Genomic DNA, 26484 nt, shown 5'->3' with positions numbered 1-26484 from the left:
CCCCGCAGTTCGTCGCGGCCCACGCCGACCCGGCCCGCCACCTGGCGACCGCCGGCCGGCCGGGGCGATGACCCACCGGCTCCGCGTCCCTCGAGAGAAAGAGCAGCATGCCCCGCTTCAGCATCGTCGTCCCCACGCACGAAGTCGCCGGGCGCCTGTCCCAGGCGCTGGATTCGGTCCTCGCCCAGTCCTTCGGCGACTTCGAGCTGATCCCCGTCTGCGACGCGCCCCACTCCCCCGCGGGCGCCGTCGCCGCCGCGTACGCCGGGCGGGACCCCCGGGTCACCCCGGTCCACTCCCCGCCGTCCGCGGGGCTGGGTGCGGCCCGCAACACCGGCGCGGCGGCGGCCACCGGCACGTATCTGCTCTTCCTCGACGGCGACGACGAGCTGGCACCGGGCGCGCTGGCCGCCCTGGACGCGGGGCTGCGGGACGAGGAGGTGGACGTCCTCCACTTCGAGCACGAGCGGGTCCACTGGTGGGACGTGGAGACGGCGACGCCCCCGCTGCCCCGGACGCCCGCGGGTGCCTTCGACCCCGACCGGGCGCCGGGACTCACCGGCGTCACGCTGCCCGCCTGGAGCGCGGCCTACCGCCGCGCCTTCCTCACCGAGCACGGCCTCGCCTTCCCGGGCGGGCACTTCACGGACCTCGGCTGGGGCGGCCTGGTGACCCTCGCCGCCCGCCGGGTCGCGGTGCTGCGCACGGTCGTCGTACGGCATCTGCTGCGCCGGCAGGGCAGCCGGCTGAACGCGCCGGGCGAGCATCAGCTGGACCTTCTCGACCAGGTGGAGCTGGTACTCACCCGGGCCGCCGGGCAGGCGCTTCCGGCCGACCGGGCGAAGCCGCTGTTCGAGCAGCTCTTCACCGTGGTGCTGAAGACGGCCGCCCACCCCGAGCGGCTGCCCGCGCACCGGCGCCGGGCCTTCTTCCGCCGGGCGGCCCGGCTCCACCGGCGCCACCGCCCGGCCGGTTTCCGGCCGCCGCCGGGCAGTCTCGGCGTGCAGCACCGGCTGCTGGCGGCCGGCGCGTACAGCGCGTTCCGGGCGCTGCGCGGCGCCAACCGGCTGGCGGCCGCGGCGAGCCGGCGGCTGCCCCGGCCGCGGATGCTGCGCACCCGTGCGCTGTACGCGCTGAACCTGCGGCGCTCCCTCGACGAGAACCTGGCCGTGTACTGCGCGTACTGGGGCCGCGGTTACGCCTGCAACCCGGCGGCGATCCACGCCAAGGCCCGGGAACTCGCCCCGCACATCCGCTCGGTGTTCCTGGTCGAGGCGGACGCGGTGGACGCGGTGCCGGAGGGGCTGGACCACGCGGTGATCGGCAGCCACCGCGCCTGGGAGGTGCTGGCCCGCGCCAAGTACCTGATCAACAACGCCAACTTCGCGGACGGCGTCGTCAAGCGTCCCGGCAGCGTGCATCTGCAGACCCAGCACGGCACCCCGCTGAAGAAGATGGGCGTCGACCAGTCGACGTATCCGGTGGTGGCCGCGGCGACCGGCAGCTTCGCCAAGCTGCTGGCCCGGGTGGACCGCTGGGACTACAACCTGTCCGCCAACCCGCACTCCACCCAGATGTGGGAGCGGGCCTTCCCCGGCTCGTACGAGACCCTCGAGTACGGCTATCCGCGCAACGACGTCTACTACACGGCGACCGCCGAGCACGTCGCCCGGGTCCGGCGCACGCTCGGCGTCCCGGAGGGGAAGACGGCCCTGCTGTACGCGCCCACGCACCGCGACCACAGCACCGGCTTCGACGCCCGGCTGGACCTGGAGGCGTTCTGCGAGGCGGCCGGGGACGACTTCGTCGTGCTGCTGCGCGCCCACTACTTCTACGACGAGGGCCGCCCGAGGAGCGGCGGGCGGATCATCGACGTGACCCGGCACCGCTCCTCCGAGGACGTCTGCCTGGCCGCGGACGCGCTGATCACGGACTACTCGTCGATCATGTTCGACTACGCCAACCTCGACCGCCCGATCGTCGTGTACGCCGACGACTGGGAGGTCTACCAGGAGACGCGGGGCAGCTACTTCGACCTGATGAAGAGGCCGCCGGGCCAGGTGGCCCGTACCCCGGGCGAGCTGACGCGCCTGTTCCAGGACGGCTCCTACGCGGACGCCGAGTCGGCCGCGCGGCGGGCCGCGTTCCGGGAGCGCTTCTGCCGGTTCGACGACGGGCGGGCCGCCGAGCGTGTCGTGCGGCGGGTGCTCCTCGGCGAACCGCCGGAGGCGATCCCGCCCGTGGTCCCGCTCACCCGGCGCACCCCGGCCCCCACCCTCGTAAGGAGCTGACGTGCCCCGCTTCAGCGTCATCGTCCCGGTCTTCAAGGTGCAGGGCTTTCTGCGCGAGTGCCTCGACTCGGTTCTGGAGCAGTCGTACCCGGACCTGGAGGTGATCGCCGTCGACGACTGCTCCCCGGACGGCTGCGGCGCGATCCTCGACGAGTACGCCGACCGTGATCCGCGGGTGACGGTGCTGCACCTGCCGCAGAACGTGGGGCTCGGGCGGGCCCGGAACGCCGGGATGCCGCACGCCACCGGGGACTTCCTGTTCTTCCTCGACAGCGACGACACGCTCACACCGGGCGCGCTGCGCGCCATGGCCGACCGGCTCGACGAGACCGCCGACCCGGACGTGCTGGTCTTCGACTACGCGCGCACCTACTGGTGGGGAGGCACCCGCCGCAACGTGCTGGCGCGGGTGCTCGCCGAGGGCGGCGACGGCACCTTCACCGCCGCCGAACACCCGCAGATCCTCGAACTGCTGATGGTGGTGTGGAACAAGGTCTACCGCCGCGACTTCGTCGAGAAGCACGGCTTCCGGTTCCCGCCCGGCTACTACGAGGACACGCCGTGGACGTTCCCGGCGCTGCTCAGCGCGGAGCGCATCGCCACGCTGGACCGGATCTGCCTCGCCTACCGGCAGCGCCGCCAGGGCAACATCCTGTCCACGACCAGCCGCAAGCACTTCGACATCCACGAGCAGTACGAGCGGGTGTTCGCGTATGTCGACTCCCGTCCCGAACTGTCCGGCTGGCGGCCGTATCTGCACCGCAAGATGGGTGAGCACTGCCTGGACATCCTGGCCAAACCGGACCGGCTGCCCGAGGCGGACAAGGGCGAGTTCTTCCGGCGTACGGCCGCCCTGTTCCGCACGTACGGCGGCGGCCCGGTGCCCCCCGAACTGCGCGTCCTGGAGGGCGGTTACAGCCGCTACCGGGTCCGCCGGCAGGCCGCGCGGGCCGCGAAGGCGCTCGACGAGCGGGGGCAGCGGGTGCGGGCGGCGGCCGCCGGACGGATCCGGCACGGCTGGTCCGCCGTGCAGGAACTCCGGCCACTGGACCCGGATTTGGCCGTCTACTCGGCGTTCTCGCACCGCGGGGTGCTCGGCGATCCGGCCGCCGTGCACCGCGCCGCCCGTGAACTCGCCCCGCACATCAGGGCGGTGTGGGTGGTGCGCGAGGACCAGGTGCCGCTGCTGCCGCCCGGCATCGACCACGTCACGCCCGACTCCCTGCGCTACCACCAGATCACCGCACGGGCCACGTACTTCGTCAACAACGTCAACTGGCCCGGCACGCTGGCCAAGCGGCCCGGAAGCGTCCACATCCACACCCATCAGGGCACTCCGCTGAAGTACATGGCGGCCGACCTGCTCGGCAAGCCCGGCGCCCGGCACGGCTTCGACGTGCCGCAGATGCTGCGCCGCGCCGACCGCTGGGACTACAGCCTGGTCGCCAACCGGCACTCGGAGCTGGTCTGGGACCGCGCCTACCCGTGCCACTTCACCTCGCTGCGCACCGGCAGTCCCCGCAACGACGTCCTCGTCCGGGCACGGCCCGAGGAGGGCGCCGCCGTCCGCGCCCGGCTCGGCATCCCGGCCGGCCACACGGTGGTGCTGTACGCGCCGACGCGCCGCGACTACGTCCGGGGCGGGCACGTCGACCGCGTCGACCTGGCCCGGTTCGCGGACGACCTCGGCGCGGACCACACCCTGGTCGTACGGCTGCACCCGTCGCTCGCGGACGGGCCCGCGCGCGGTTTCGGCCTCGCCGAGCTGCACCGGCGCGGGGTGCTGGTCGACGGGACGGACGAGCCGCACGTCGAGGAGCTGATGCTCGCCTCCGACGTGCTGGTCACGGACTACTCGGCCCTGCTCTTCGACTACGCCAACCTGGACCGGCCGATCGTGGTCCACGCGGACGACTGGGGGGCCTACCGGGCGAGTCGGGGCACCTACTTCGACATCACGGCCGACCCGCCCGGCCATGTGTCGTCCTCCTACCGGGAGCTGGCGTGGCTGTTCGCGTCCGGGGCGTGGCGGGACGAGGAGTCGGCGCGGCTGCGGGCCGGGTTCCGGTCGCGGTTCTGCGAGTTCGACGACGGCCGGGCGGCCGAGCGGGTGGTCCGGACGCTGATGCTGGGCGAGCGGGACGCCCCGGCGCCGGTCCGGGTGCCCGCGCCCGCGGGGCACGACGTCCGGGTGTCCTCGTGACGTCCGACGCCCCGGCGGGCCCCGGCGGGCCGCCGCGCCGGCGGCTCCGCGACGGGCGGGCCCTTCGCGCCCGGCTCCGGGACCGGGCGGGGCCGCGGCACTGGGTGGTCCTGGTCGCGGTGGTCTTCGCGGTGCTCCAGCTCGCCAACACCACCGGCCGGGACACCCCCGACACCAAGAACTACCTCTCGTACGCCCTGGGCCTGCGCGGCGAGGACAAGCGCGAGGCGGCGGCGACGACCATCGACTACGTGTGCGCGGGCAAGGCGTCCATCGCGCGCCGCAACCAGAGCGTCGACGTGATCCGCTTCCACCTGCCGAGTCCCGCCCGGCGGGTCACCGAGGAGTGCCGACGCGAGCAGTGGCGGCAGGTCGACGGGCGGCTGCGGGCCGGGCAGACGGCCGGCCACACGGTGCCGTTCATGCCCTCCCGGTTCATGCGGATCTTCGAGGCGCGCCCCGGATATCCGGTGCTGCTGGTGCCCTTCGTCGCGGTGCTCGGCGTGACGTGGGGGCTGTGGGCGGCGGGCGTCCTCGTCACCGTCGTGGGTGGCGTCCTCGCGTTCCTGGTCCTGCGCACCGTGCGCGCCCCCGCCCCAGTGGCCCTGACCGGGCAGGTGCTCTTCCTCGTCCTGCCGTGCGGCACGACCGCCATGCGGCCCATGACCGAGGGCCTGCTCCTCGCGCTGACCCTGGCGGCGCTCTGGGGCTGTGCGCTGGCGCTGGAAGGCCGGGTGCGGGCCGGCGCCGCCCTGGTGGGCGGCTCCCTGCTGCTGCTGTTCACGGTGAAGCACTCGCAGGCGCTGTTCCTCGGGGTCTGCCTGACGGGCGCGTGCGCGGTGATCGGCGGACGGCGGGCCCGGCGGCGGGGGGCGCGGCCGGTGCTCAGGGGGGTGTGGGAGGAGCTCGGGCGGCCGTTGCGGACGGTCGCGGCGGTGGCGGGCTGTGCGGCCGTGGCGACCGTGCTGGCGGCGCGGGTGCTGCGCTACCCCTCGGAGTCGGAGAGCCTCCAGGACCTGCTCACCGGCCACTTCGGGCGCCCCGACCGGAGCCGGCCGTGGCGGGAGTTCCTCCACCTGGAGGCGAACTTCTGGGTGGAGTGGCTGCGCCGCCGGCTGTGGGACCCGCTGTTCCTTGCGTCGCTGGCCGCCGGTGCGTGGGGGGCGCTCAGGCAGCGCCCCGCCTTCGGTGTCCTCGTCCTCGCGGCCGCCTTCACCGGCGTCCTCAACCAGGCCGGGCACCCGGACATCAACATCTACGGGGACCGGCTGATCGTGCTGGCGTGGCTGCTGCCGGTGCTCGGGCTTCCGCTGCTGATCGAGCGGGCCGCGCGGCCCCGGGCGGAGCTCTCCGGCACGGTGCCCGGACCGCTGCGCAGGGACGCGTCCGTGTCCCATTAGGGCGGGGCGGGCGGCGGGAAAGGGAAAGAGCGCATCCCCCGATGAGGTGACTCCCCGCTAGGGCGTTGACGCCAGCGGGAACGTACGTCAAATGCCCCGAATCGCTCCGCCCCGCTCGCTGCCCGCTCCGCCCCGCCCGACCCCTTCCGCCCGGTGAGCGCCGGCCTTCTCGTCCGGCGCGCCGCGCACGGCGCCACGGCGCTGCGCGGCGGCCCGTCCTGGCGCCCGACCCCGTACCAGGTCGTCGGCGGCCTGTTCTGGCTGGTGATGTCGCTCGCGTACTGGCGGGTCCCGATGTGCTGCGACTTCGGCCAGCACGCGGCGGTCGTGGAGCGGCTCAGGGCGCAGCTGCTGCACCCGCGGCACCCGATGGCCGACCTGCCGGGCGCGGGCAGCCCGTACTACTCGCCGTACGCCGTCGCGCAGGGGGCCTTCGCCCGGGTGACGGGGTTCCCGGGCTGGGAGGTCGTGCGGCTGTCCGCGCCGGTCAACCTGCTGGTGCTGCTGACCGGCATCGGGCGCTTCGTGCGGGTACTGGCGCCGCGCCGTCCCTGGGCGCCCGTGTCGGCCCTGCTCGCGATGGTGCTGCTGTGGGGCACCGAGCGGGCCTGGTGGAGCGGCTACCTAGGGCTGATGTCGATGACGGGCAACCTCGGCTACCCGTCGACGTTCGCCATCGGTCTCGCCTTCTGGGCGTGGGCGCTCACGGGGTCGCGTGCGGCCGGCCTCGGCGGACCGGTCCGGTACGTCGGGCCGAGCGGCCTCAGGAGCTTCTCCGGGTACGCCGGGGTCGGTGTCCTGTACGGCCTGATCCTGCTCGTCCACCCGATCACGTCGGTGGCGGCGGTGCTCGGCGCGGTGGCGTTCGTGGCGGCGTGGCAGCGCGGATGGCGCGGGGCGGTCGTCGGCCGGTGGGGCGTGGCGGGCGGCGCGGCTGTGCTGGTCGCCGCGTGCTGGCCGTACTTCGACGTCTTCGCGCTGGCCGGCGACACCAGCGTGGACGCGATGCACCGGCGGCTGTACCGGGGGGTGCCCGACCAGTTCTGGCTGGCGCTGATCGGGGTGCCCGCGCTGTGGGTGCGGAGCCGGCGGGCGCGGGGCGGTGGGCGCTGGTGGCGGTCCGGCCGGGATCCGCTGGTGCTGATGTTCGTCCTGGAGTGCCTGGTCGTGGCGTACGGCTGGGTCAGCGGGCACTACACGTACGGCAGGATCCTCGGGCTGACGCTGGTGCCGCCGCAGTTCGCCCTGGCGGTGGAGCTCGCGGCGCCGCGGCCCTGGCCGTTCTGGCGGCGCGCGCTCGGCGGGACGGCGGCCGTCGGGGCCTGCCTGGGGTTCCTCACCGTGCAGGCCGGGGCGGTCGTGCCGCGCTCGGTCGACCCGGTCGGCTTCGCGCAGCCGCCGCACTGGCCGACGTACGAGTGGGCAGCGCGGCACATCGGGCCCGGCGAGGTCGTGATCACCGACGGGTACTACGCCGTCCACTCCATCGCCGGGTACGGGCCGAACCTCGCGGCGCCCGCCTGGCCCGACGCCTCGCTCGACGAGGGGGCCCGGCTGCGGCGGCTGGCGGCGGTCCGCGCCTACCTCGATCCGGCGTCGACGCGCGCCGAACGCACCGCCGTCGTGCGGCGCTACCACGTGCGCTGGCTGCTGCTGACCCGCTGGAAGCGGGTGCCGCGGGAGGCGGTGGTGGTGGCGTGGAGCCGGACGACGGGCGAGGTGCTGGCGCGGGTCGCGTGAGCGCCCGGGGCCGAGGGCCCCGGGCGCTCACGGTGTCGCGGATCGGTTACTCGACGACGATCTCGACCGGGATGTTGCCGCGGGTGGCGTTGGAGTAGGGGCAGACCTGGTGGGCCTGGTCGACGAGCTTGCGGCCCGTCGCGGCGTCCACGGAATCGGGCAGCTCCACGCGCAGCGTGACGGCCAGGCCGAAGCCCTCGCCCTGCTTGCCGATGCCGACCTCGCCGGTCACCGCGGCGTCCGTGACGTCGACCTTCGCCTGCCGGCCGACGAGGCCGAGGGCGCTGGCGAAGCAGGCCGCGTAACCGGCCGCGAAGAGCTGCTCCGGGTTGGTGCCCTCGCCGTTGCCGCCCATCTGCGCCGGTATGGCCAGCTGGAGGTCCAGGCGGCCGTCGGAACTGACGGCGCGGCCCTCACGGCCGTGGGTGGCGGTGGCGACAGCGGTGTAGAGCGTGTCCATGGAAGACCGTCCCTCTCACATCGTGGTGGTGACGGGCGGCCGGTCCGGCCGCCGCACAGCCACTAGTAGAGCACGCAATTCAGTTGTGCACAACTGAATGATGGACAAGAGCTATCCTGGAGGTATGACCGCCACGCCCGCCCCGGGTCCCCAGACATCGCCCGACGGGGACTTCCTCCGCCTCGAGCAGCAGATCTGCTTCTCCCTGAACGCCGCCTCGCGCGCGTTCGGCGGGGTCTACCGCGTGCTCCTGAAGGACCTCGGGCTCACCTACCCCCAGTACCTGGTGATGCTGGTGCTGTGGGAGCACGGCGAGCTGCCCGTGAAGAAGGTGGGCGAGCATCTGCGCCTCGACTCCGGGACGCTGTCCCCGCTGCTCAAGCGGCTGGAGGCGGCCGGTCTCGTACGGCGTGAGCGCAGCGCCCGCGACGAGCGGTCGGTGCACGTCCACCTCACCGCCGAGGGCACGGCCCTGCGCGAGCGCGCCCTGCTCGTGCCGCGCCGGATCGCCGCCGCGACCGGCTTCGAGCTCGGCGAGATCAACGAGCTGCGCTCCCGCCTGGACCGGCTGACCTCGGCGCTGGACGAGGCGGCGCTGACGGTACCGGCCCCCGGGGAGACACCGGGCTGCTTCTAGGAACCTCCGCTCCGGCAGGCCGAGCGCGAGCGGCAGCAGGGCCGAGTTCGTGGTGTTCTTCAGCATCCGTGCGTATTGACCGCGCATCAGACGGTATTCCCCATCCGTGCGGCTTACGATCCCGTCCTGATGAGCGCCTCGACGAAACTCCGCCGCCTGGTCCCGCTCGCCGTCGCCTGGTCGGCCGCCCGCGCCCTGATGCTGTGGATGCTGGCCCACGACCACCTCGCCCCGCTCGGCAGGGGCGGCGTCTCACGCGAGGTGGAGCACCTGTACTTCCGGTGGTACGGCGTCCTGTCGCACGGCTCGTATCCCTCGGGCGACCACCTGTGGCAGTACCCGCCCGGCGCGGGCCCGGTACTGCTGTCGCCCGCGCTGCTGCCGGCGCTGACATACCTCCAGGCGTTCGTGACCCTCACGCTCCTCACGGACGCGGTGATCACGGCCGCTCTCGCGCGCGCGGGCACCCGGCCGGGCCGCAGCACGGCCGGCGCGTGGCTGTGGACGGCGAGCCTGCCGCTGCTGCTGCACATCCCGCTGGCCCGCTACGACGTGCAGGTCACAGCGTTCGCCGTCATCTCCCTGTTGACGGTGTCGCGGTCCACGCGGGTGTGCGGCGCGTTCGCCGCTCTGGGCGCCCTGGTGAAGGTCTGGCCGGCCCTGGCACTCATCGGTCTCCCGCGGGGCCGCACGACCCGGGAGGCGTGGACGTCGGCCGTCGTCACGGCGGTCGCCCTGCTCGCCGTGCTGACCGCCCTGTTCGACCACCCCTTCGACTTCCTGCGCCAGCAGGGGGGCCGCGGGGTGCAGATCGAGTCGCTCGGCGGCACGGCCCTGGGCCTCGCGCGCCACGCCGGCTGGCCGGGGCGGGTGCGGTACCGGTACGGCGCCATGGAGTTCGTCGGCCCGTACGTGCCGCAGGTCGCCGCCGCCTCGCTCGCGCTCACGGTGGCCGCCTTCGGCCTGCTGCTGCTGTGGCGGGTGCGGGCCCGGCGCTGGACGCCGTCGACGCCGTACGACGCCGCGCTCAGTGCCGTCCTGCTGTTCACGGTCACCAGCCGGGTGATCAGCCCCCAGTACATGGTGTGGCTGCTCGGCCTGTCCGCCGTGTGCCTGACGGCCCGGCACACCACCCAGCGGCCCGTCGCCGCGCTGATCGTGGCGGCGACCGCCGTCAGCTCGGTCGCGTACCCCGGCCTGTACGGGGAGGTCGTCGACAGCACCTGGACGGGCTGCCTGCTGATGGTCGTACGCAACGGACTGCTGGCCGGCGCCGCGGGGCTGTCCTTCCGGCGTCTGTGGCGGTCCGGGCTCCCGGTACCGGACCACGCGACGTCCGACACGCCCCTGCGAAGCCTGCGGCAGGTTCCGCTCGTCTTTCGCACAAGGCACTGAACAGTTGTAACCGGTAGATTGCCCCCAACTCCTACCGTTCCGGTCGTGGACTGCCATGCATCCTCATCCCGCACAGGTCTGTGTCGTCGTCATCGGCTACGACGACGCCCCGCACGTGACGGACGCCGTGCGCTCGGCCCTCGCCCAGGGTCCGGCCGTCCGCGAGGTGATCGCCGTCGACGACTGCTCCACGGACGGCAGCGCGGAGCTCCTCGACGCCCTGGCCGCCGGTGAGCCGCGGCTGACGGTGCTGCGCCGCGCCGTCAACAGCGGCGGCTGCGGCACCCCCCGCAACGACGGGATCGACGCGGCGACGGCGCCGTACGTGATGTTCCTGGACAGCGACGACGTACTGCCGCCCGGCGCGGCCGACGCGCTGCTGACGGCGGCCGCCGAGCACGGCGCCGAGGTCGCGGCGGGCCTGTGCGTGCGGCGCGAGCTGCCGTCGGGCCGCGAGACCCGCTGGCAGCCCGAGCTGTACGCGAAGCCGGCCGTGGTCGCCCGCCCCGCGCGGCGGCCCCGCCTCGTCCACGACACGCTCTGCGTCAACAAGCTCTATCGCACCGGGTTCCTGCGCGAGCACGGCATCCGCTTCCCCGACGGCCGCTGCACCTACGAGGACTTCGTGTTCACCGCGCGCGTCCTGGCCGCCGCACCGCGCGTCGCGCTCGTCCCCGACCGGGTGTACGTGTGGCACGTCCGCAGGTCGGCCGCGCACCTGTCCATCTCTCTCGACCGCGCCGGCATCGGCAACTGGCACGCGCGCACGGAGGCGAACCGCGCCGCGTACGAGATCCTCCTCGGCGCCGGCGAGAAGCGGCTCGCGCGGGCGGTGCGCGTCAAGTTCCTCGACCACGAACTGCGGATGTACGCGCGCGAACTGGAGCTGCGCGCCCCCGAGTACCGGCGCGCGTGGTGGGAGTGCACGCGCGCGTACCTCGCGGCCTTCGACGCGGCCGACTTCGCGCAGGCGCAGGCACCGGGCCGGGTGATCGCCCGGGTCGTCCGGGCCGCCGCCGAACCGCGCGACCTGGCCCGCGTGAAGGAGCTGGCGGCCCGCCCGGCGCGGCTGTGCCCGCCGTACGCGCGCGCCGCCGACGGCACACCCGTCTGGTCTGCGGACCTTCCCCAGGTGGAGCTGGACCACCTGCTGGAGCGGCCGGTGCGGCTGCTTCCCGCCGCCGTGGACGCGGAGCTGCGTCCCCGCGCGCGCGGCACGCGCCTGCGGCTGCGCCTGCACGAGCTGTACGGGCGGATGGCGGAGGCGGGCCCCTGCTCGGTGGACGTCGAGTTCGTGCGCCGGGAGGACGGGCGGGCGGGGCTGCGCCGCACGGCCGTCCTCACGGCGGACCCCGGCGCCGGCACCTGGTCCGCCGAGACGGCGGTGGACCTGCCGGCGCTGGGCTCGGGCACCTGGGACCTGCGGCTGCGGCTGCGGTTCGCCGACGGCACGAGCCGCGACACCACCGCCCACGCGGTCGCGGGGCCGGGGCTGCTGCGCCGCTCGGCCGTCCCGAGCGCCCGGCACGGCGTCCTGCTCGTCCAGCCGTACGCCACGCACTCGGGCGCGCTCGCGGTGCGGCTCGCGCCCGGTCCGCGAGGCGCGGCGGCAGTCGTCCGCCGCAGGCTGGCGCGCCTGCTTCACTGATACGCGACCGACCACCGGCCGACCACCGGCCGGGGACTCACTCACCCGGAGCTCACTGACGAGGGGACGACCGACATGACCTGGCTGATCACCGGCGGCGCCGGTTACATCGGGGCGCACGTGGTGCGTGCGATGACCGAGGCGGGCGAACGGGCCGTGGTCTACGACGACCTGTCGACCGGCATCGCCGACCGGGTCCCCGCGGACGTCCCGCTGGTCGTGGGGTCGACCCTGGACGGGGAGCTGCTGGCCCGGACCTGCACGGAGCACCGGGTCACCGGCGTCGTCCATCTGGCGGCGAAGAAGCAGGTCGGCGAGTCGGTTGAGCTTCCGCTGCACTACTACCGGGAGAACGTCGAAGGGCTGCGGGTGCTGCTGGAGACGGTCACGGCCGCCGCGGTCCCCTCCTTCGTGTTCTCCTCCTCCGCCGCGGTGTACGGCATGCCGGGCGTCGACCTGGTCACGGAGGAGACCCCGTGCGTGCCGATGAGCCCGTACGGCGAGACGAAGCTGGCGGGCGAGTGGCTGGTCCGCGCTACCGGCCGGGCCACGGGGCTGTCCACGGCGTCGCTGCGCTACTTCAACGTGGCGGGAGCGGCGGCTCCCGAGCTGGCCGACGTCGGCGTCTTCAACCTCGTCCCCATGGTGTTCGAACGGCTGACGGACGACGCGCCGCCGCGGATCTTCGGCGACGACTACCCGACCCCGGACGGGACGTGCGTGCGCGACTACATCCACGTGGTGGACCTCGCGGAGGCCCATGTGGCCGCGGCCCGGGCGCTGGAGGTGTCACCCGGCAGGGACCTGACCCTCAACATCGGCCGGGGCGAAGGCGTCTCGGTGCGCGAGATGGTCGACCGCATCAACGCGATCACCGGCTACGACACTCCCCCGACGGTCACCCCGCGCCGCCCCGGCGACCCGGCCCGGGTCGTCGCCTCCGCGGACCGCATCGCCACGGAGCTGGGCTGGAAGGCGAAGTACGACGTCCAGGACATGATCACCTCGGCCTGGGACGGCTGGGTCCACCTGCACCCCGCCGCCGCCCGCAGCTGAGCCCCCGGCTCCTCCCGCGGTCGGGTCCTGCGGGCAGTGGACCCGGCCGCACCGGTCCGCCGGCCGGCGGGCCCGGACGTCACAGGGCCCGGAGCGCCGCCGCCGTGGCCCTCGCCAGGCCGGCCAGGTGGTTCTTGGGCGGTTTCGGGTCGCGGACCACGACCGTGCGCCAGTAGAGCGGGCCGGACATGAGGTCGAGCGCGAGGTCCTCGTCGGCGTCCTCGCGGATCTCGCCGCGGGCGACGGCCGCCGCCACGATCCCGCTCGCGACGCCCTGCTGCCCCTCGCGCAGCGCCTTCTGCATGGCCTCGGCGATGTCGGGGTTGCGGGCCGCCTCGGCCTGGAGGTCGGGGATGATCTGGCCGGCGACGGGGTGGCGCAGCGCGCGGGAGGTGACCTCGTACAGCAGGCGCAGGTCGCCTTCGAGGGTGCCCGTGTCGGGGGCGGGCAGGCCCTGGACCGCGACCGCCGAGACCAGGTCGAGCACGAGGTGGAGCTTGGAGCGCCAGCGCCGGTACACGGCCGTCTTGCCGACGCCCGCGCGCCGGGCGATGCCCTCGATGGACATCCGGGCGTAGCCGACGGCGGCGAGTTCCTCGAAGACGGCGGAGCGGATGGCCTCGGTGACGTCCTCGCGGAGCACGGCGGCCCCGGCGGGGGGCCTGCGGCGCGGCGCCGTGTCCGTGCCCGGTCCGGTCGAGTCGGCGTTCGTCGTCATGCCGACCAGCATAGGCCGCGACGACGAAACGGTTGCGTTCCGACGTCGAATCACTCTACGCTCGCGTTGCGACGATACGGTCCCGTCCCGACGTGAACAGACGGCAAAGCGCCGGTGACGGGGGCCTTTGCGTACCCCTCCCCGAGCGAAAGCAGCGGATGTGAGCCAGGTCCTCCACACACCGCCCCCCGCGACCGTGACCACCCCGGCGGCCGAGACCCCGGCGCAACTCGCCGCGCGTCACGGCCTCACCGTCAGCGGCGCCCGCCCCACGCTGCCCGCGTACGTGCGCCGGCTGTGGGAGCGGCGGCACTTCATCACCGCCTTCGCCACCGCCAAGCTCACCGCCCAGTACAGCCAGGCGAAGCTCGGCCAGGTCTGGCAGGTGGCGACCCCGCTGCTGAACGCGGCGGTGTACTACTTCATCTTCGGCATCCTGATGGGCACCAAGCACGGCGTGCCGGACTTCGTCCCGTTCCTGGTGACCGGCGTCTTCGTGTGGACGTTCACGCAGAGCTCGATCATGGCGGGCACCCGCGCGATCTCCGGCAGCCTCGGGCTCGTGCGGGCCCTGCACTTCCCGCGGGCCGCCCTGCCGGTGTCGTACTGCCTGCAACAGCTCCAGCAGCTGCTGTTCTCGATGGCCGCCCTGCTGGTGATCCTGCTCGGCTTCGGGGTGCCGGTCCGGGCCTCCTGGCTGCTCGTCGTGCCGGCGCTCGCGCTGCAGTTCGTCTTCAACGCGGGCGTGGCGATGACCGTCGCCCGGATGGGCGCGAAGACGCCCGACATCGCGCAGCTGATGCCGTTCCTGCTGCGCACCTGGATGTACGTCTCCGGTGTCATGTGGAGCATCGACCGGATGCTGCACGACCGGGACGTCCCGCACGCGGTGCTGGTCGCCCTGCAGTGCAACCCGGCCGCCGTGTACATCGACCTCATGCGGTTCGCGCTGATCGACAGCTTCCACGGGAGCCAGCTACCGGCCCACGTGTGGGCGCTGGCGGCGGGCTGGGCGCTGGTCGCCGGTGTCGGCGGCTTCATCTACTTCTGGAAGGCTGAGGAGACCTACGGCCGTGGCTGACATTGCGACGAAGGAAGCCGGACTCCCGCACGGGGCCGGAGCCACCACGAGCGACGCCGCCCCCGTCCCCACCGTCATCGCCGACGGCGTCGACATCGTCTACCGGGTCAACGGCACGGGCGCCGGCCGCGGCACCGCCACCGCCGCGCTCAACCGGATGCTGCGACGCGGGAAGAGCGAGCAGGCGGCGGGCGTCCGCAGGGTGCACGCCGTCAGGAACGTCTCCTTCACCGCGTACCGCGGCGAGGCCATCGGTCTGATCGGCACCAACGGCTCCGGCAAGTCCACGCTGCTCAAGGCCGTCGCGGGCCTGCTCCCGGTGGAGAACGGCAGGATCTACACCGACGGCCAGCCGTCCCTCCTCGGCGTCAACGCGGCCCTGATGAACGACCTCACCGGCGAGCGGAACGTGTTCCTCGGCGGCCTCGCGATGGGCATGTCCAGGGAGCAGGTGCGGGAGCGGTACCAGCAGATCGTCGACTTCTCCGGCATCAACGAGAAGGGCGACTTCATCACCCTCCCGATGCGCACCTACTCCTCCGGCATGGCGGCACGGCTGCGCTTCTCCATCGCGGCCGCCAAGGACCACGACGTCCTGATGATCGACGAGGCGCTGGCGACGGGTGACCGCTCCTTCCAGAAGCGCTCCGAGGCGCGCATCCGCGAGCTGCGCAAGCACGCGGGCACGGTGTTCCTGGTCAGCCACAACAACAAGTCGATCCGCGACACCTGCGACCGCGTGCTCTGGCTGGAACGCGGCGAGCTGCGGATGGACGGGCCCACGGCGGAGGTGCTCGGGGAGTACGAGAAGTTCACCGCGAAGTAGCGGCCCGCGGGGCAGCAGCGCGGATGCGCACGGTCAGGCGCGCCGCCACCCGGAGAAGAACTGGTCGACGACGCTGCGCGCGGCGGTCCCCCGGTCGTACTCGCCGAAGGCGGCGACGAACCGCTCCCGCGCGGCCGCGTACTTCACGACCTGCTCGTCCAGCGAACCGAGGGCGGCGTGCAGTTCGTCCTCGGTGCGCACGACGGGACCCGGCGCCCGCTCCAGCAGGTCGAAGTAGGTGCCGCGGCCCTCGTGCACGTACTCCTCGTAGTCGTGGACGAGGAAGAACATGGGCCGGTCGAGGAGGGCGTAGTCGAACATCACGGACGAGTAGTCGGTGATCAGGGCGTCGGCGAGCGCCAGCAGCGGCGTCATGTCGTGGTGCGCCGTGACGTCGACGACCCGGCCCCGCACGGACGGCGGGAGCACCACGTGGTTGAGGTAGTGCGAGCGGACGAGGAGGACGTAACGGTCGCCGAACGTGTCGGCGAAGCGCTCCACGTCGAAGGGCAGCTCGAACCGCTGCCGCCCGCCACCGCGCCTGCGGAACGTCGGGGCGTAGAGCAGCACCGTCCGGTCGTCCGGGATGCCCAGCTCGGCGGCGAGCGGGCCGCGTTCACGCACCCCGCCGGACGCCTCCTCACGCTGTCTGGCGTGCACGAGCGCGTCGTTGCGCGGGTAGCCGACCCGCAGCAGCGTCTTCTCCTGGAGCCGGAAGGCGCGCGCGAGGGTGCGCACGTCGTGCTCGGAGCGGATCAGGAACCGGTCGAAGCGGTCCAGGGTGCGCTGCTGCGCCTCCTGCTCGGCACGGGACCTGAGCTTCCACTCGGCGTCGTCGAACCCCATCCGCTTGAGCGCCGAGCCGTGCCAGGTCTGGAGGTACGTGGTGCCCGGCCGCTTGGTGAGCTTCAGCGGGTAGCTCTGGTTGTCGATCCAGAACTCGGCCTGTGCGAGGGCCCGGAGGTAGGGCAGCGACCAGCGGCGCAGCAGGGTGGCGTCGGCGGGGAAACCGTCCGGGCGGCCCGCGTACGACCACACCGCCTCGAACCGCAGGCCCTGGCGGCGCATCTCCTCGTAGACGGCCCGGGGGCTGTCGCTGTACTGGCGGCCCAGGTGGCTCTCGAAGACGACGAGGCCCTTCCTGACGGGCAGGCGGCTGAACACCTCGTGGTAGATCCGGAGCTTGGTGTCGCCCGAGGCGAGCTTCTTCCGGAGTGACCTGGCTCTGCGGTACCCGGACTTGGCGAGCCGGCCGGCCGGTCCGTGCACGCCCCGCAGGACGAGTGCGGCGGCCTTCTTGTCCGGCACGAGCCGGAAGGCGAGGTGACCGCGGGCGGAGACCACCGGTTCGATGCGGTCGGCGACCAGCCGGGTGAGGCGGGGCCGCACGGGCAGCGCCCCGGAGCCCAGGTCCACGTCGGCCGCCGTGAGCCGGGTCGAGGTGCGCGCCCCGTCCACGTCGAGGTGGAGCCGGACGTCCCAGACGGCGTCCACGATGCCGAGGGGCCGGACGGCACCGAGGTCGGCCGTGGTCTCCCAGGCGAGGGAGCCGCCCTCGTGCCGCAGGGTCGTCACCGGGAAGCGGTGGGTGCGCAGGCGGACGCCCTTGCGGCGGGCGTAGAACTCCAGCTCCCCGGCGAGCCGGGCGCCGGGCGGGACGACGCCGAGGGGGTTGACGATCCGCCCGGCGAGCCGGAGGGTGCGGCCGGACCGCGCGTACCCGGTCAGCGCGTTGCGCAGGAACATCCGCTCGACGGGCCGGGCGTGGCAGCCGAGTTCGGTGACGTCCAGGACGTGCCGGCCGAAGTCGTCGTCGAGGTGCTCGGCGCACCAGTACACGCGCCCGTCGCGCTCCACGAGCGAGGAGGAGATCTTGTCGCGGTTGGTGAGCGTGTCCACGGCGGGCAGCAGGTTGTCCCAGTCGCTCATCCGGAGGAGGTAGGCGCAGATGGCGTGGACGGGCTCGGTCCGGTCGAAGGCGGCGCGGTCGATGGACTCCAGGTACTGCCGGGCGATCGCGGCGAACTCCTGCCGGTAGGCGGCGTCCCGCAAGGGCAGGTCACGCAGGTGCAGCACGAGGTCGTGCTTGAGGAACTTGACGTCCTTGTGGAACTTCAGCTCCAGCAGGCCGCTGTCCGCGAGGAGCCGGTCGACGCGGCGGTGGATCTCCATGCGGTGGGCGAAGTTGGCGATCTCGTGGCGCCGGTTGCTGATCGACTTCACGCCGGTCGGGGCCGGCTTCTCCGTGACGTTCCAGTCGTAGACCCGGTCGGGGATGAGGGTGATGCGGCGGGCGGCGACGTACGCCTGGGCGGAGAAGAGCAGGTCCTCGTAGTGGATCCCGACCGGGAAGCGGAGCCCCTCGTCGAGCAGGAACCGCCGCCGGTAGCACTTGTTCGTCGAGAGGGTGTCGTAGACCAGCAGGTCGGGCAGCTCGGAGATCGACTCCAGGGTGCGGGTGCGCTCGTACAGCCAGGGGTACCACTTGGCCTCCTTGCCCGTGCGCGAGTCGACGTGCACGCGCACGCAGAGGCCGCAGACGAGGTCGGCGCCGGTGGTCTCGGCCGCCTCCAGCAGGTTGCGGCAGGCGTTGCGCTCCAGCACGTCGTCGCTGTCGAGGAAGACGACGTGCTCGCCACGCGCCTCCTCGATGCCGCGGTTGCGCGGGGCGCCGCAGCCGCCGCTGTTCTCCGGCAGCCGGAGGACGCGGATGCGCTCGGGGTCCCCGGCGGCCATCTCCCGCGCCACCTCGTACGAACCGTCCGTGCTCCGGTCGTCGACGATGACGATCTCGATGTCGCGCAGGGTCTGGTCCAGGACGGAACGTACGGCCGTGGGCAGTCTGGCCGCGTCGTTGTAGACGATCACGATCACGGACATGGCGGGCGCACGGAGCTGATCCCTGTTCATCCCATTGATCCTAAATAGTCCCGCCGACAATGGCCCGGCGAACTGGGCCGGTGGCGCGCCGCCCGGGCCGGGCACCGGGACCGGGGCAGCCGAAAGGGGGCGCCCCGGACCGGCCGGCCCGGGGCGCCCCCTTCGACGTACGCAGGGATCACGTGCGCATGAACCAGGTGCGCAGGGACTACAGGTGCGTGCGCAGCAGCGTCCTCATCGTCCGCATCGCCACCGACAGGTTCGCCAGGTCGAAGGAGTCCGAGCCCCGGATCTCCTCCAGGGTCGTGCGGGCCCGGCCGAGGATCGCGGCGTTCTTCTCCTCCCACGCCTTGAAGCGCTGCTCAGGAGTCGACGTGCCGTTGCCGACGGCGAGGACGTCCGCGGTGAGCGCCGCGTGGGCCGCGTACAGGTCCTCGCGGATGGAGGCGCGGGCCATGGACTGCCAGCGGTCCGCGCGCGGGAGCTCGATGATGCGGTCCATGAGCTGGGTGATGCTCAGCCGGTCGGCGAGGTCGTAGTACACCTCGGCGACGGCCATCGGGTCCTTGCCCGTGCGGTCGGCCACCGCGACGATGTCCAGCGTCGGGAAGGCCGAGGAGAACCCGGCCACCCGCGAGGCGAGCCCGTCCGGGACACCGGCGCCCGACAGCTCGTCGTAGATCTGCTGGTACCACTCGAGGTCGGCGCCGCGCACCAGCTTCGGCAGCTCGCCCCAGACCTGCTGGACGCCCTCGCTGAAGAAGGAGATCGTCTCGGCGAGCTGCAACGGCTGCGGACGGTTGTTGAGCAGCCAGCGGGTGCCTCGCTCGACGAGCCGGCGGGAGTGCAGGCGGATACGGGTCTGCACGTCCGCGTCCACCACGTTGTCGAGCGCCTCGACCGCGTCCCACACCGCGCTCGAGTCGAAGATGGCACGCGCCGCGGTCTGCGCCCGGACGATCTCCTCCAGGGAGGCGCCCGTCTCCTCGCGCAACCGGTGCAGGAAGCTGGTGCCGCCGGTGTTGACGGTGTCGTTGACCAGCACCGTCGTGACGATCTCGCGGCGCAGCGCGTGCGCGTCGATCTGCTCGCGGAACCGCTCGCGCAGCGCCGTCGGGAAGTACGCGTGCGCCAGCTTCTGCAGATACGGGTCGTCGGGCAGCGAGGTGGCGAGCAGCTCGTCGGACACGGTGATCTTCGTGTACGCGAGGAGGACGGCCGTCTCGGGACCGGTGAGCCCCTGCGCGCTGTTGAGGCGCTCGCGGATCTGCCGGTCGGTGGGCAGGAACTCCAGGGCCCGGTTCAGATGGCCCTCGCGCACCAGGTGGCGGATGAACCGCTGCTGGGCGTGGAGCATGCTGCCGGACTGGGCGAGCGCGTTGGAGATGGCCGTGTTCTGCGCGTAGTTGTTGCGCAGGACCAGGTGGCCGACCTCGTCGGTCATCTCGGCGAGCAGCTTGTTGCGCTGCTTGACGGTCAGGTCGCCGTTCGCCACCACCGCGTTGAGCAGGATCTTGATGTTCACCTCGTGGTCGGAGGTGTCCACGCCCGCGCTGTTGTCGATGGCGTCGGTGTTGATCCTGCCGCCGGACTGCGCGAACTCGATCCGGCCGAGCTGGGTCAGGCCGAGGTTGCCGCCCTCACCGACGACCTTGACCCGCAGGTCGGCGCCGTCGACGCGGATGGCGTCGTTGGCCTTGTCGCCGACGTCGGCGTGCGACTCGGCGGAGGACTTCACGTACGTGCCGATGCCGCCGTTCCACAGCAGGTCGACCGGCGCCGTGAGGATCGCCTTCATCAGGTCGGCCGGGGTCATCTTGGTGACGCCGGCCTCGATGCCGAGGGCCTCGCGGATGTGCGCGTTGACCGGGATGGCCTTGGCGGTGCGCGGGAAGACGCCGCCGCCGGCCGAGATCAGCTCGCTGTCGTAGTCGGCCCAGCTGGAGCGCGGCAGCTCGAAGAGGCGGCGGCGCTCCGCGTAGGACGTGGCGGCGTCCGGCTTGGGGTCGATGAAGATGTGCCGGTGGTCGAAGGCCGCGACGAGGCAGATGTGCTCGGACAGCAGCATGCCGTTGCCGAACACGTCGCCCGACATGTCGCCGACACCGACCGCCGTGAAGTCCTCGGTCTGCGTGTCGTGCCGCAGCTCCCGGAAGTGCCGTTTCACGGACTCCCAGGCGCCGCGGGCGGTGATGCCCATCTTCTTGTGGTCGTACCCGGCGGAGCCGCCGGAGGCGAAGGCGTCGCCCAGCCAGAAGTCGTACGCCTCGGCGACCTCGTTGGCGATGTCCGAGAAGGTGGCGGTGCCCTTGTCGGCGGCGACGACGAGGTAGGTGTCCTCACCGTCGTGCCGGACCACGTCGGCCGGGGGCACGACCTCGCCGCCGACCATGTTGTCGGTGATGTCGAGCAGCGCCGAGATGAAGGTCCGGTAGCTGCGGACGCCCTCGGCCATCCAGGCGTCGCGGTCCACGGCCGGGTCCGGCAGCTGCTTGGCGACGAAGCCGCCCTTGGCGCCGACGGGCACGATGACGGTGTTCTTCACCATCTGCGCCTTGACCAGGCCGAGGATCTCGGTACGGAAGTCCTCACGCCGGTCGGACCAGCGCAGACCGCCGCGCGCGACCTTGCCGAACCTGAGGTGCACACCCTCGACGCGCGGCGAGTACACCCAGATCTCGTACGCCGGGCGCGGCGCCGGGAGGTCCGGGATGGCCTGCGGGTCGAACTTCATGGAGACGTACCCGTGCGGCTCGCCCTCCTCCGTCCGCTGGAAGAAGTTGGTGCGCAGGGTCGCCTTGATGAGGTTCAGGAAGGACCGCAGGATCCGGTCCTCGTCGAGCGAGGCGACCTGGTCGAGGGCGGCGTCCAGCTCCTCCATCAGCGCGTCGGTCAGCTCGACACCGGCCCGCTGCCGCTCCGGCGACATGCGCGCCTCGAAGAGGGAGACGAGCAGCCGGGTGGTGTGGACGTTGTTGCGGAGGGTGTCCTCCATGTAGTCCTGGCTGAACGTGGAGCCGGCCTGGCGCAGGTACTTGGCGTAGGCGCGCAGCACCATCGCCTGACGCCAGTTGAGCCCGGCGCTCAGCACGAGGGCGTTGAACCCGTCGTTCTCGGCCTGGCCGGTCCAGGTGGCGGCGAAGGCCTCCTGGAACCGCTCGCGGCCGTCGTCACCGAGATAGTCCCCGCTGCCGCTCTGCGACTTGGGCAGGCGCAGTCCGAAGTCGTAGATCCACGCGGTCGTGCGGTCCGAGCAGCGCAGCTCGTAGGGGCGCTCGTCGGTGACCTCGACGCCCATGCGGTTCAGCGCCGGGAGCACGGCGGAGAGCGAGACCTGCTCGCCGGTGCGGTAGATCTTGAAGCGGCGCTCGCCGGGGGCGGCGCCCACCGGCTCGTACAGGCTGAGCGCGAAGTCCTTGGGCTGGTCGCGCTGCTCACGGGTGAGCTGCTGGAGGTGGACCAGGTCGGCGACGGCGGCGCGCGGGGTGTGGTCGGCCTTGTAGCCCTCGGGGAAGGCGTTGCCGTACCGGCGCAGCAGTTCGGCGGCGCGCTCCTCGCCGCACTCGGCGGTCAGCGCCTCCGCGAAGCCGTCGGCCCAGGAGCGGGCGGCGTCGACGAGCCGCGCCTCGATGCGCTCCTTGTCGCTGTCGGACAGCTGCGGCAGCTCGGTGCCCTGCGGGACCCGGACCACGAAGTGCAGCCGGGAGAGGATCGACTCGGTGTTCCAGGCGGTGAAGTCGACGCTGATGCCGCCGAGTTCCTCCTTGAGGATGTCGATGATCCGCAGCCGGACGCCGGTGGTGTAGCGGTCGCGCGGCAGGTAGACGAGCGCGGAGTAGTAGCGGCCGTACTCGTCCTGGCGCAGGTAGAGCCGCAGCCGGCGCCGCTCCTGGAGGTAGAGGACGCTGGTGGCGATGGCCCGCAGCTCGTCGACCGGGGTCTGGAACAGCTCGTCGCGCGGGTACGTCTCCAGGATCTGGAGCAGGTCGCGTCCGTCGTGGCTGTTGGGCGAGAAGCCGGCGCCCCTGAGGACCTCTTCGACCTTGCGGCGGATGACGGGCACCCGGCGCACGGACTCGGTGTACGCGGCGGAGGAGAAGAGGCCGAGGAAGCGGCGCTCACCGACGACGTTCCCGTTCGCGTCGAACTTCTTGACGCCGACGTAGTCGAGGTACGAGGGCCGGTGCACGGTGGCCCGGCTGTTGGCCTTGGTCAGCACGAGGAGCTTGTGCTCGCGTGCCTTGGCGCGGGCGTCGGCGGGCAGCCGCTCGAAGGACGGGCTGACGGGGTGGCTCTCGTCGTCGCCGTGCTGCGGGTCGGAGCGCAGGATGCCGAGGCCGGTGCCGGGCACGGCGGCCAGGGAGTCGTCGTCCCGCAGCTGGTACTCGCGGTAGCCGAGGAAGGTGAAGTGGTCGTCGGCGAGCCAGCGCAGCAGCTCCCGGGCCTCCTCCACCTCCTGGTCGCGCAGGTCGTCGGCGGTCGGCTCCCTGGGCAGCTCGTCGGCGATGCGCAGCGCCGAGTCGCGCATCTTCTCCCAGTCCTCGACCGACTCGCGCACGTCGGACAGGACGCGCAGCAGGTCGGCGGTGATCTGCTTCAGGTCGGCACGGTCGGTCTCGCGGTCGATCTCGACGTGGATCCAGGACTCGACGAACGCGTCGTGGGGGAGCTCGGCGCCCGGCCGGTCCGGCAGCACCTCGATCAGCCTGCCGGTCAGATCACGCCGTACGACGAACTGCGGGTGGATGACGACGTGGATACCGCGTCCCTGCCGCGACAGCTCGTTGGTCACGGAGTCGACGAGGAAGGGCATGTCGTCGGTGACGACCTCGACGACCGAATGGGTGCAGGTCCAGCCGTTCTCCTCCACGGTCGGCGTGTGGACCCGTACGTTGGCCGTGCCCTGCGGGCGGTTCTCCGCCAGCCGGTAGTGCGAGAAGGCGGCTCCGAAGATGTCGACCGGGTCGCGGTCGGTGAGGTCCTCCGGGGCGGTGTGCAGGTAGTAGCGCTGGAGGAACGCGAGCACGGTGTCCCGGTCGGGGGTGCCCTCGCCCGTCGTCCCGGTCGGTAGGTGCCCCCCGACCGGGCTGTTCTCAGCTACCCGGGCGGCCCGTTCGAGCAGCTCGGCCTTTGCTTCGTCCAGCTTGGTCTGCATTGTCCTCTGGCTCCTGTCGCGCGCCGTTGCGTGACGTTGAAGGAAGTTCGGTTTCTTCTATGACGTGACGCCGAGACGCGGGGTGTCCGGTCTGTTCCGACGCTATGCCGCATGAAGACACGGGCGAGGGGTTATCGTCCAATTTCGGCGCCCCCGCCGACTGTGACGCTGCTCTCGGCAGCGCCGGTACACCACGGGTACCGAGGGCACGGGAGGCGCTGGGCGCCATCGGCGTTCCGGCTGTCGGTGCCGCCGGGGCCCGCCCGACCCGCCCGCGAGGACCAGCGAGCGCCGCCCGGACACGGATGTCGTCCGTGCTCTCCGGGCGCAGGGCAGGGGCGACGACGCCCCCGCGAGATATCGCGCTGATCACGCCACCAGGCTATCGCCCCGCCCCGGGGCTTAGTCATGAGCCGTATGTGTACAAAAGCAGGGGTCGAACTTTGACACTCTGCACAGGGACGAAAGTCGTGGATGTGCGCATGCGGACCGCGGGGCGGGCGGGTCCAGGCCTCCGGGGGGGGCGGATGCGGACCCCGGGAGGGACGGATGCGGTCCGCGGAGGGGGCGGGTACGGACCCCGGGAGGGACGGATGCGGTCCGCGGAGGGGGCGGGTACGGACCCCGGGAGGGAGAGCATGTCCGCGGGAGGGCGGCGGGCGCCCGCGTCGGTGCGGGGCCGGCCACGGGCGCGGGCACCCGTCGCGGCCCTCGCACTGCGGGGTCGCCACGATGTCAGCGCACATCAGGCCGCCAGCCGCTGGGCCTCCTCGACCGCCTCCGCCAGCGTGTCCACCACCGGCACGCCCACCACTTCGAGGCTGGCCCGGCTGTGGGAACCGCCGGTGTAGAGGACCGCCTTCGCTCCGACGTGCAGGGCGGCGACCGCGTCGTCGGCGGCGTCCCCGATCACCACCGTGCGCGCGGGGTCCACCCCCGCGAGCGCCCCGATGTGCCGCACCATGTGTTCGGCCTTGCTGCCGCCGGACGGCCCGGTCCGCCCGTCGACCCGGAGGAAGTGCGGCTCGATGCCGAAGCCGCGCACCAGCGGGACCAGCTCCTCGTGCCCGTACATGCTGAGGATGGACTGGCTGCGGCCCGTGGACCGCCAGCCCGCGAGCAGGTCCGGCACCCCTTCGGTGAGCGCGCACGCCGTCCGGTGCTCCGCGTAGTACCGGTGGAAGACCTCGTCCATGACGAGCCACTCGGCGTCGGTCGGCAGCCGGCCCATCAGCCGCTCGTAGAACTTCGGCACCGGTACGCAGTACAGCGACCGGTAGTCCTCGATGGTGATCGGCGGAATCCCCAGCTCGGCGAACGCGGCGTTCGTCGCTGCGATGATCGCGGCGTTGTCGTGGAACAGCGTCCCGTTCCAGTCCCACACGATGTGCGCTGTTTCGTGCTTCCCCATGGACAGAAAATACCCGGCCCCAGCGACAGCCGACCGCGCGCGGTCCGACTCCGCCCGCGGACTCGTCAGTCGCCGAGTCCGACCAGGCCGGGGATCTCCTGTGTCGCGTACCAGAGCAGCTCGTGGTCCTCGGCGCCGTCGACGGTGAACCGGGCGTCGTCGTCCCCGAGATCCGCCGCGCCCAGCGCCTCGGCGGCGGCGACGACGTCCGCCTGCGCCTCGTCCGAGTCGACGTGCACGGCGGCCGCGTCGGCGAGCCGGACGGGTCCCGCGACCCGGACCTCGCCGAGCGCCGACGCGTCGAGCCCCCGGTCGGGGTCGGCCTGCGCGGCACCGTCGGCCACGTCGACCGCGACGACGACCCGCCGGCGGGGAGCGGCCGGGTCGACCGCGATCAGGCGCAGGGAGGCGAGCGCGGCCCGGTTCAGCGCCGCGTACTCCAGCTCCTCCATGTCGTCCGAGACGTACCACTCGCGCAACGCGGGCGTGACGGCGTACGCGACCAGCGGTCCCGCCCCCAGCTCTCCCGTCTTGTACGCCTCGGCGAGACCGGAGAGGGTCAGGGGGACGTAGACGCGCATGGCTGGCCGCTTTCGTAGTCGGAGGGCCCCCGGCGAGAGCGGTTTCCCGCACCTTCGGGAGGGCCTTCAGGATACGTGCGGGCGTCCCCTTTCGGGTCCCGGCCCGTACGCCGCCCGACGTCCACCCCGGTCCCGGATTTCACCCGGTCCACCCCTGCCGCGCCTTGCCCCGGCGCCCGGCCGCTCACACTGATAGGTGAACCCGCCTGCCCGCTCCGACGCGCGCCATCGTCCTTGCCGCCGTCCCGTACCGCCCCGTACAAGATCCCCACCAGCAAGTTACTGCCCGGTATTCATCCGGGCTCCGGCACACGGGGACGGCACATGAACAGGAACGGGGACGGCGCATGAACAAGGTGATGACCAGGGCAGGGCGCAGTCCGGGCGGCCGCCCGCCGGTCCGCCACGACACGCGCCGGCCGGGCGGCACCCCGCCCCGTGCCCCGGGCGGCGGCGCACCGCGCTCCCAGCCCAGGGGCAACCGCCCGCAGTCCCCGGCCCCCGTCCGCACGGTCGCGACGCCGACGGACCCGACGCCGGCGGCCCCCACGACAGCGGTCCCGCCCACGACGGCGCCGGTCTTCCCGGGGCGCACCGGCTCCCCGGGAATGACGCCTGCCTCCGCTCCCCGGTCCCGCCCGACGGACGTCTTCGCCGAGCGCCTCCTCGCCGTGCTGAGCGGCTGCCGCCCCGTCCACTCCATGCTGCGCCACACCGCGGGCCGCGCCTACGACGAGCTGGCATGGCTGGCCGAGCACAACCCGCTGCGCACCCGCGGGGCGCGTCCCGTCGTCCGCGACATCGGGTACTACGTCCCGCGTGCCGGTGCCGTCGAGGTCTTCGCACGGATCGGCGCGGGCGAGCGGCTGCGCGCCATGGCCTTCCGCCTGGAACGGGGCCCCGACCTGCGCTGGCGCTGCACGGCCGTGGAACTGGGCGGCCCCCGCATGCCCCGCCCGGACGACGACTGAGGCCGCACGACGACTGAGGGCCGGGCACAAC

General features: G+C 72.9%; 17 protein-coding genes. 11 read left to right on the top strand and 6 right to left on the bottom strand.

Going from position 1 to position 26484, the window contains the following annotated elements:
* Window positions 1-107: 107 nt before the first annotated feature.
* From AC069T_RS29930 to AC069T_RS29915, 4 genes are all read left to right on the top strand, one after another.
* Window positions 108-2291, top strand: coding sequence for a bifunctional glycosyltransferase/CDP-glycerol:glycerophosphate glycerophosphotransferase (locus AC069T_RS29930; RefSeq protein ID WP_478785718.1), 2184 nt, complete (start codon window positions 108-110; stop codon window positions 2289-2291).
* Between the two features lies 1 nt (window position 2292).
* Complete coding sequence (locus tag AC069T_RS29925; RefSeq protein ID WP_478785717.1) at window positions 2293-4494, top strand: bifunctional glycosyltransferase/CDP-glycerol:glycerophosphate glycerophosphotransferase; 2202 nt, start codon at window positions 2293-2295, stop codon at window positions 4492-4494.
* 104 nt (window positions 4495-4598) lie between these two features.
* Window positions 4599-5894 (top strand): hypothetical protein, encoded by a 1296-nt coding sequence (locus AC069T_RS29920; RefSeq protein ID WP_478785742.1) that lies wholly within the window; start codon window positions 4599-4601, stop codon window positions 5892-5894.
* 153 nt (window positions 5895-6047) lie between these two features.
* Window positions 6048-7634, top strand: coding sequence for a hypothetical protein (locus AC069T_RS29915; RefSeq protein ID WP_478785716.1), 1587 nt, complete (start codon window positions 6048-6050; stop codon window positions 7632-7634).
* Between the two features lie 46 nt (window positions 7635-7680).
* Here AC069T_RS29915 and AC069T_RS29910 read toward each other — a convergent pair whose 3' ends face one another.
* On the bottom strand, window positions 7681-8094 hold the full coding sequence (locus tag AC069T_RS29910) for an organic hydroperoxide resistance protein (RefSeq protein WP_478785715.1): 414 nt from the start codon (window positions 8092-8094) through the stop codon (window positions 7681-7683).
* Between the two features lie 124 nt (window positions 8095-8218).
* Here AC069T_RS29910 and AC069T_RS29905 point away from each other — a divergent pair, with 124 nt between their 5' ends.
* The 4 genes from AC069T_RS29905 to galE all read left to right on the top strand — a co-directional run bounded on the left by AC069T_RS29905 (window position 8219) and on the right by galE (window position 12830).
* Window positions 8219-8731, top strand: coding sequence for a MarR family winged helix-turn-helix transcriptional regulator (locus AC069T_RS29905; protein WP_478785714.1), 513 nt, complete (start codon window positions 8219-8221; stop codon window positions 8729-8731).
* Between the two features lie 129 nt (window positions 8732-8860).
* Window positions 8861-10126 (top strand): glycosyltransferase 87 family protein, encoded by a 1266-nt coding sequence (locus AC069T_RS29900; protein WP_478785713.1) that lies wholly within the window; start codon window positions 8861-8863, stop codon window positions 10124-10126.
* A 55-nt stretch (window positions 10127-10181) separates the two neighbouring features.
* Window positions 10182-11774, top strand: coding sequence for a glycosyltransferase family 2 protein (locus AC069T_RS29895; RefSeq protein ID WP_478785712.1), 1593 nt, complete (start codon window positions 10182-10184; stop codon window positions 11772-11774).
* A 75-nt stretch (window positions 11775-11849) separates the two neighbouring features.
* Window positions 11850-12830 (top strand): UDP-glucose 4-epimerase GalE, encoded by a 981-nt coding sequence (gene galE / locus AC069T_RS29890; protein ID WP_478785711.1) that lies wholly within the window; start codon window positions 11850-11852, stop codon window positions 12828-12830.
* A 79-nt stretch (window positions 12831-12909) separates the two neighbouring features.
* Here the strand turns inward: galE and AC069T_RS29885 are convergent, their stop codons facing one another.
* The gene (locus AC069T_RS29885; RefSeq protein ID WP_478785710.1) at window positions 12910-13548 is read right to left on the bottom strand and encodes a TetR/AcrR family transcriptional regulator; all 639 of its coding nucleotides are present in this window, start codon (window positions 13546-13548) and stop codon (window positions 12910-12912) included.
* Between the two features lie 160 nt (window positions 13549-13708).
* On the opposite strand from AC069T_RS29885, the gene AC069T_RS29880 reads away from it, so the two are divergent.
* The gene (locus tag AC069T_RS29880) at window positions 13709-14629 is read left to right on the top strand and encodes an ABC transporter permease (RefSeq protein WP_476751234.1); all 921 of its coding nucleotides are present in this window, start codon (window positions 13709-13711) and stop codon (window positions 14627-14629) included.
* 76 nt (window positions 14630-14705) lie between these two features.
* Entirely contained in the window at window positions 14706-15455 is a 750-nt protein-coding gene (locus AC069T_RS29875) for an ABC transporter ATP-binding protein (protein WP_478785741.1), read from the top strand.
* A 33-nt stretch (window positions 15456-15488) separates the two neighbouring features.
* On the opposite strand, the gene AC069T_RS29870 is transcribed toward AC069T_RS29875, so the two are convergent.
* The 4 genes from AC069T_RS29870 to AC069T_RS29855 form a co-directional block, all read right to left on the bottom strand.
* Window positions 15489-18365, bottom strand: a complete 2877-nt coding sequence (locus tag AC069T_RS29870) for a bifunctional glycosyltransferase/CDP-glycerol:glycerophosphate glycerophosphotransferase (RefSeq protein ID WP_478785709.1) — start codon at window positions 18363-18365, stop codon at window positions 15489-15491.
* A 178-nt stretch (window positions 18366-18543) separates the two neighbouring features.
* Window positions 18544-23490 carry an NAD-glutamate dehydrogenase gene (locus AC069T_RS29865; RefSeq protein ID WP_478785708.1) on the bottom strand — a complete coding sequence of 1649 codons (4947 nt, stop codon included), beginning with the start codon at window positions 23488-23490 and terminating at the stop codon, window positions 18544-18546.
* A gap of 745 nt (window positions 23491-24235) precedes the next feature.
* Complete coding sequence (locus AC069T_RS29860) at window positions 24236-24901, bottom strand: HAD family hydrolase (RefSeq protein WP_478785707.1); 666 nt, start codon at window positions 24899-24901, stop codon at window positions 24236-24238.
* A 65-nt stretch (window positions 24902-24966) separates the two neighbouring features.
* Window positions 24967-25482 carry a DUF6912 family protein gene (locus AC069T_RS29855; RefSeq protein WP_478785706.1) on the bottom strand — a complete coding sequence of 172 codons (516 nt, stop codon included), beginning with the start codon at window positions 25480-25482 and terminating at the stop codon, window positions 24967-24969.
* Window positions 25483-25829: 347 nt separating this feature from the next.
* Between AC069T_RS29855 and AC069T_RS29850 the strand changes: the two genes are divergently transcribed.
* Entirely contained in the window at window positions 25830-26453 is a 624-nt protein-coding gene (locus tag AC069T_RS29850) for an Rv3235 family protein (RefSeq protein ID WP_478785705.1), read from the top strand.
* The last annotated feature ends 31 nt before the right edge of the window (window positions 26454-26484 follow it).

Source organism: Streptomyces sp. NPDC043867 (genome assembly GCF_056435845.1).
This window is presented reverse-complemented; position numbering and strand designations above follow the sequence as displayed.

Coding starts and splice junctions, on each gene's coding strand:
- AC069T_RS29930 (WP_478785718.1), top strand. CDS start 108: ATGCCCCGCTTCAGCATCGTCGTCCCCACGCACGAAGTCGCCGGGCGC.
- AC069T_RS29910 (WP_478785715.1), bottom strand. CDS start 8,094: ATGGACACGCTCTACACCGCTGTCGCCACCGCCACCCACGGCCGTGAG.
- AC069T_RS29905 (WP_478785714.1), top strand. CDS start 8,219: ATGACCGCCACGCCCGCCCCGGGTCCCCAGACATCGCCCGACGGGGAC.
- AC069T_RS29900 (WP_478785713.1), top strand. CDS start 8,861: ATGAGCGCCTCGACGAAACTCCGCCGCCTGGTCCCGCTCGCCGTCGCC.
- AC069T_RS29895 (WP_478785712.1), top strand. CDS start 10,182: ATGCATCCTCATCCCGCACAGGTCTGTGTCGTCGTCATCGGCTACGAC.
- galE (WP_478785711.1), top strand. CDS start 11,850: ATGACCTGGCTGATCACCGGCGGCGCCGGTTACATCGGGGCGCACGTG.
- AC069T_RS29885 (WP_478785710.1), bottom strand. CDS start 13,548: ATGACGACGAACGCCGACTCGACCGGACCGGGCACGGACACGGCGCCG.
- AC069T_RS29870 (WP_478785709.1), bottom strand. CDS start 18,365: ATGAACAGGGATCAGCTCCGTGCGCCCGCCATGTCCGTGATCGTGATC.
- AC069T_RS29865 (WP_478785708.1), bottom strand. CDS start 23,490: ATGCAGACCAAGCTGGACGAAGCAAAGGCCGAGCTGCTCGAACGGGCC.
- AC069T_RS29860 (WP_478785707.1), bottom strand. CDS start 24,901: ATGGGGAAGCACGAAACAGCGCACATCGTGTGGGACTGGAACGGGACG.
- AC069T_RS29855 (WP_478785706.1), bottom strand. CDS start 25,482: ATGCGCGTCTACGTCCCCCTGACCCTCTCCGGTCTCGCCGAGGCGTAC.
- AC069T_RS29850 (WP_478785705.1), top strand. CDS start 25,830: ATGAACAAGGTGATGACCAGGGCAGGGCGCAGTCCGGGCGGCCGCCCG.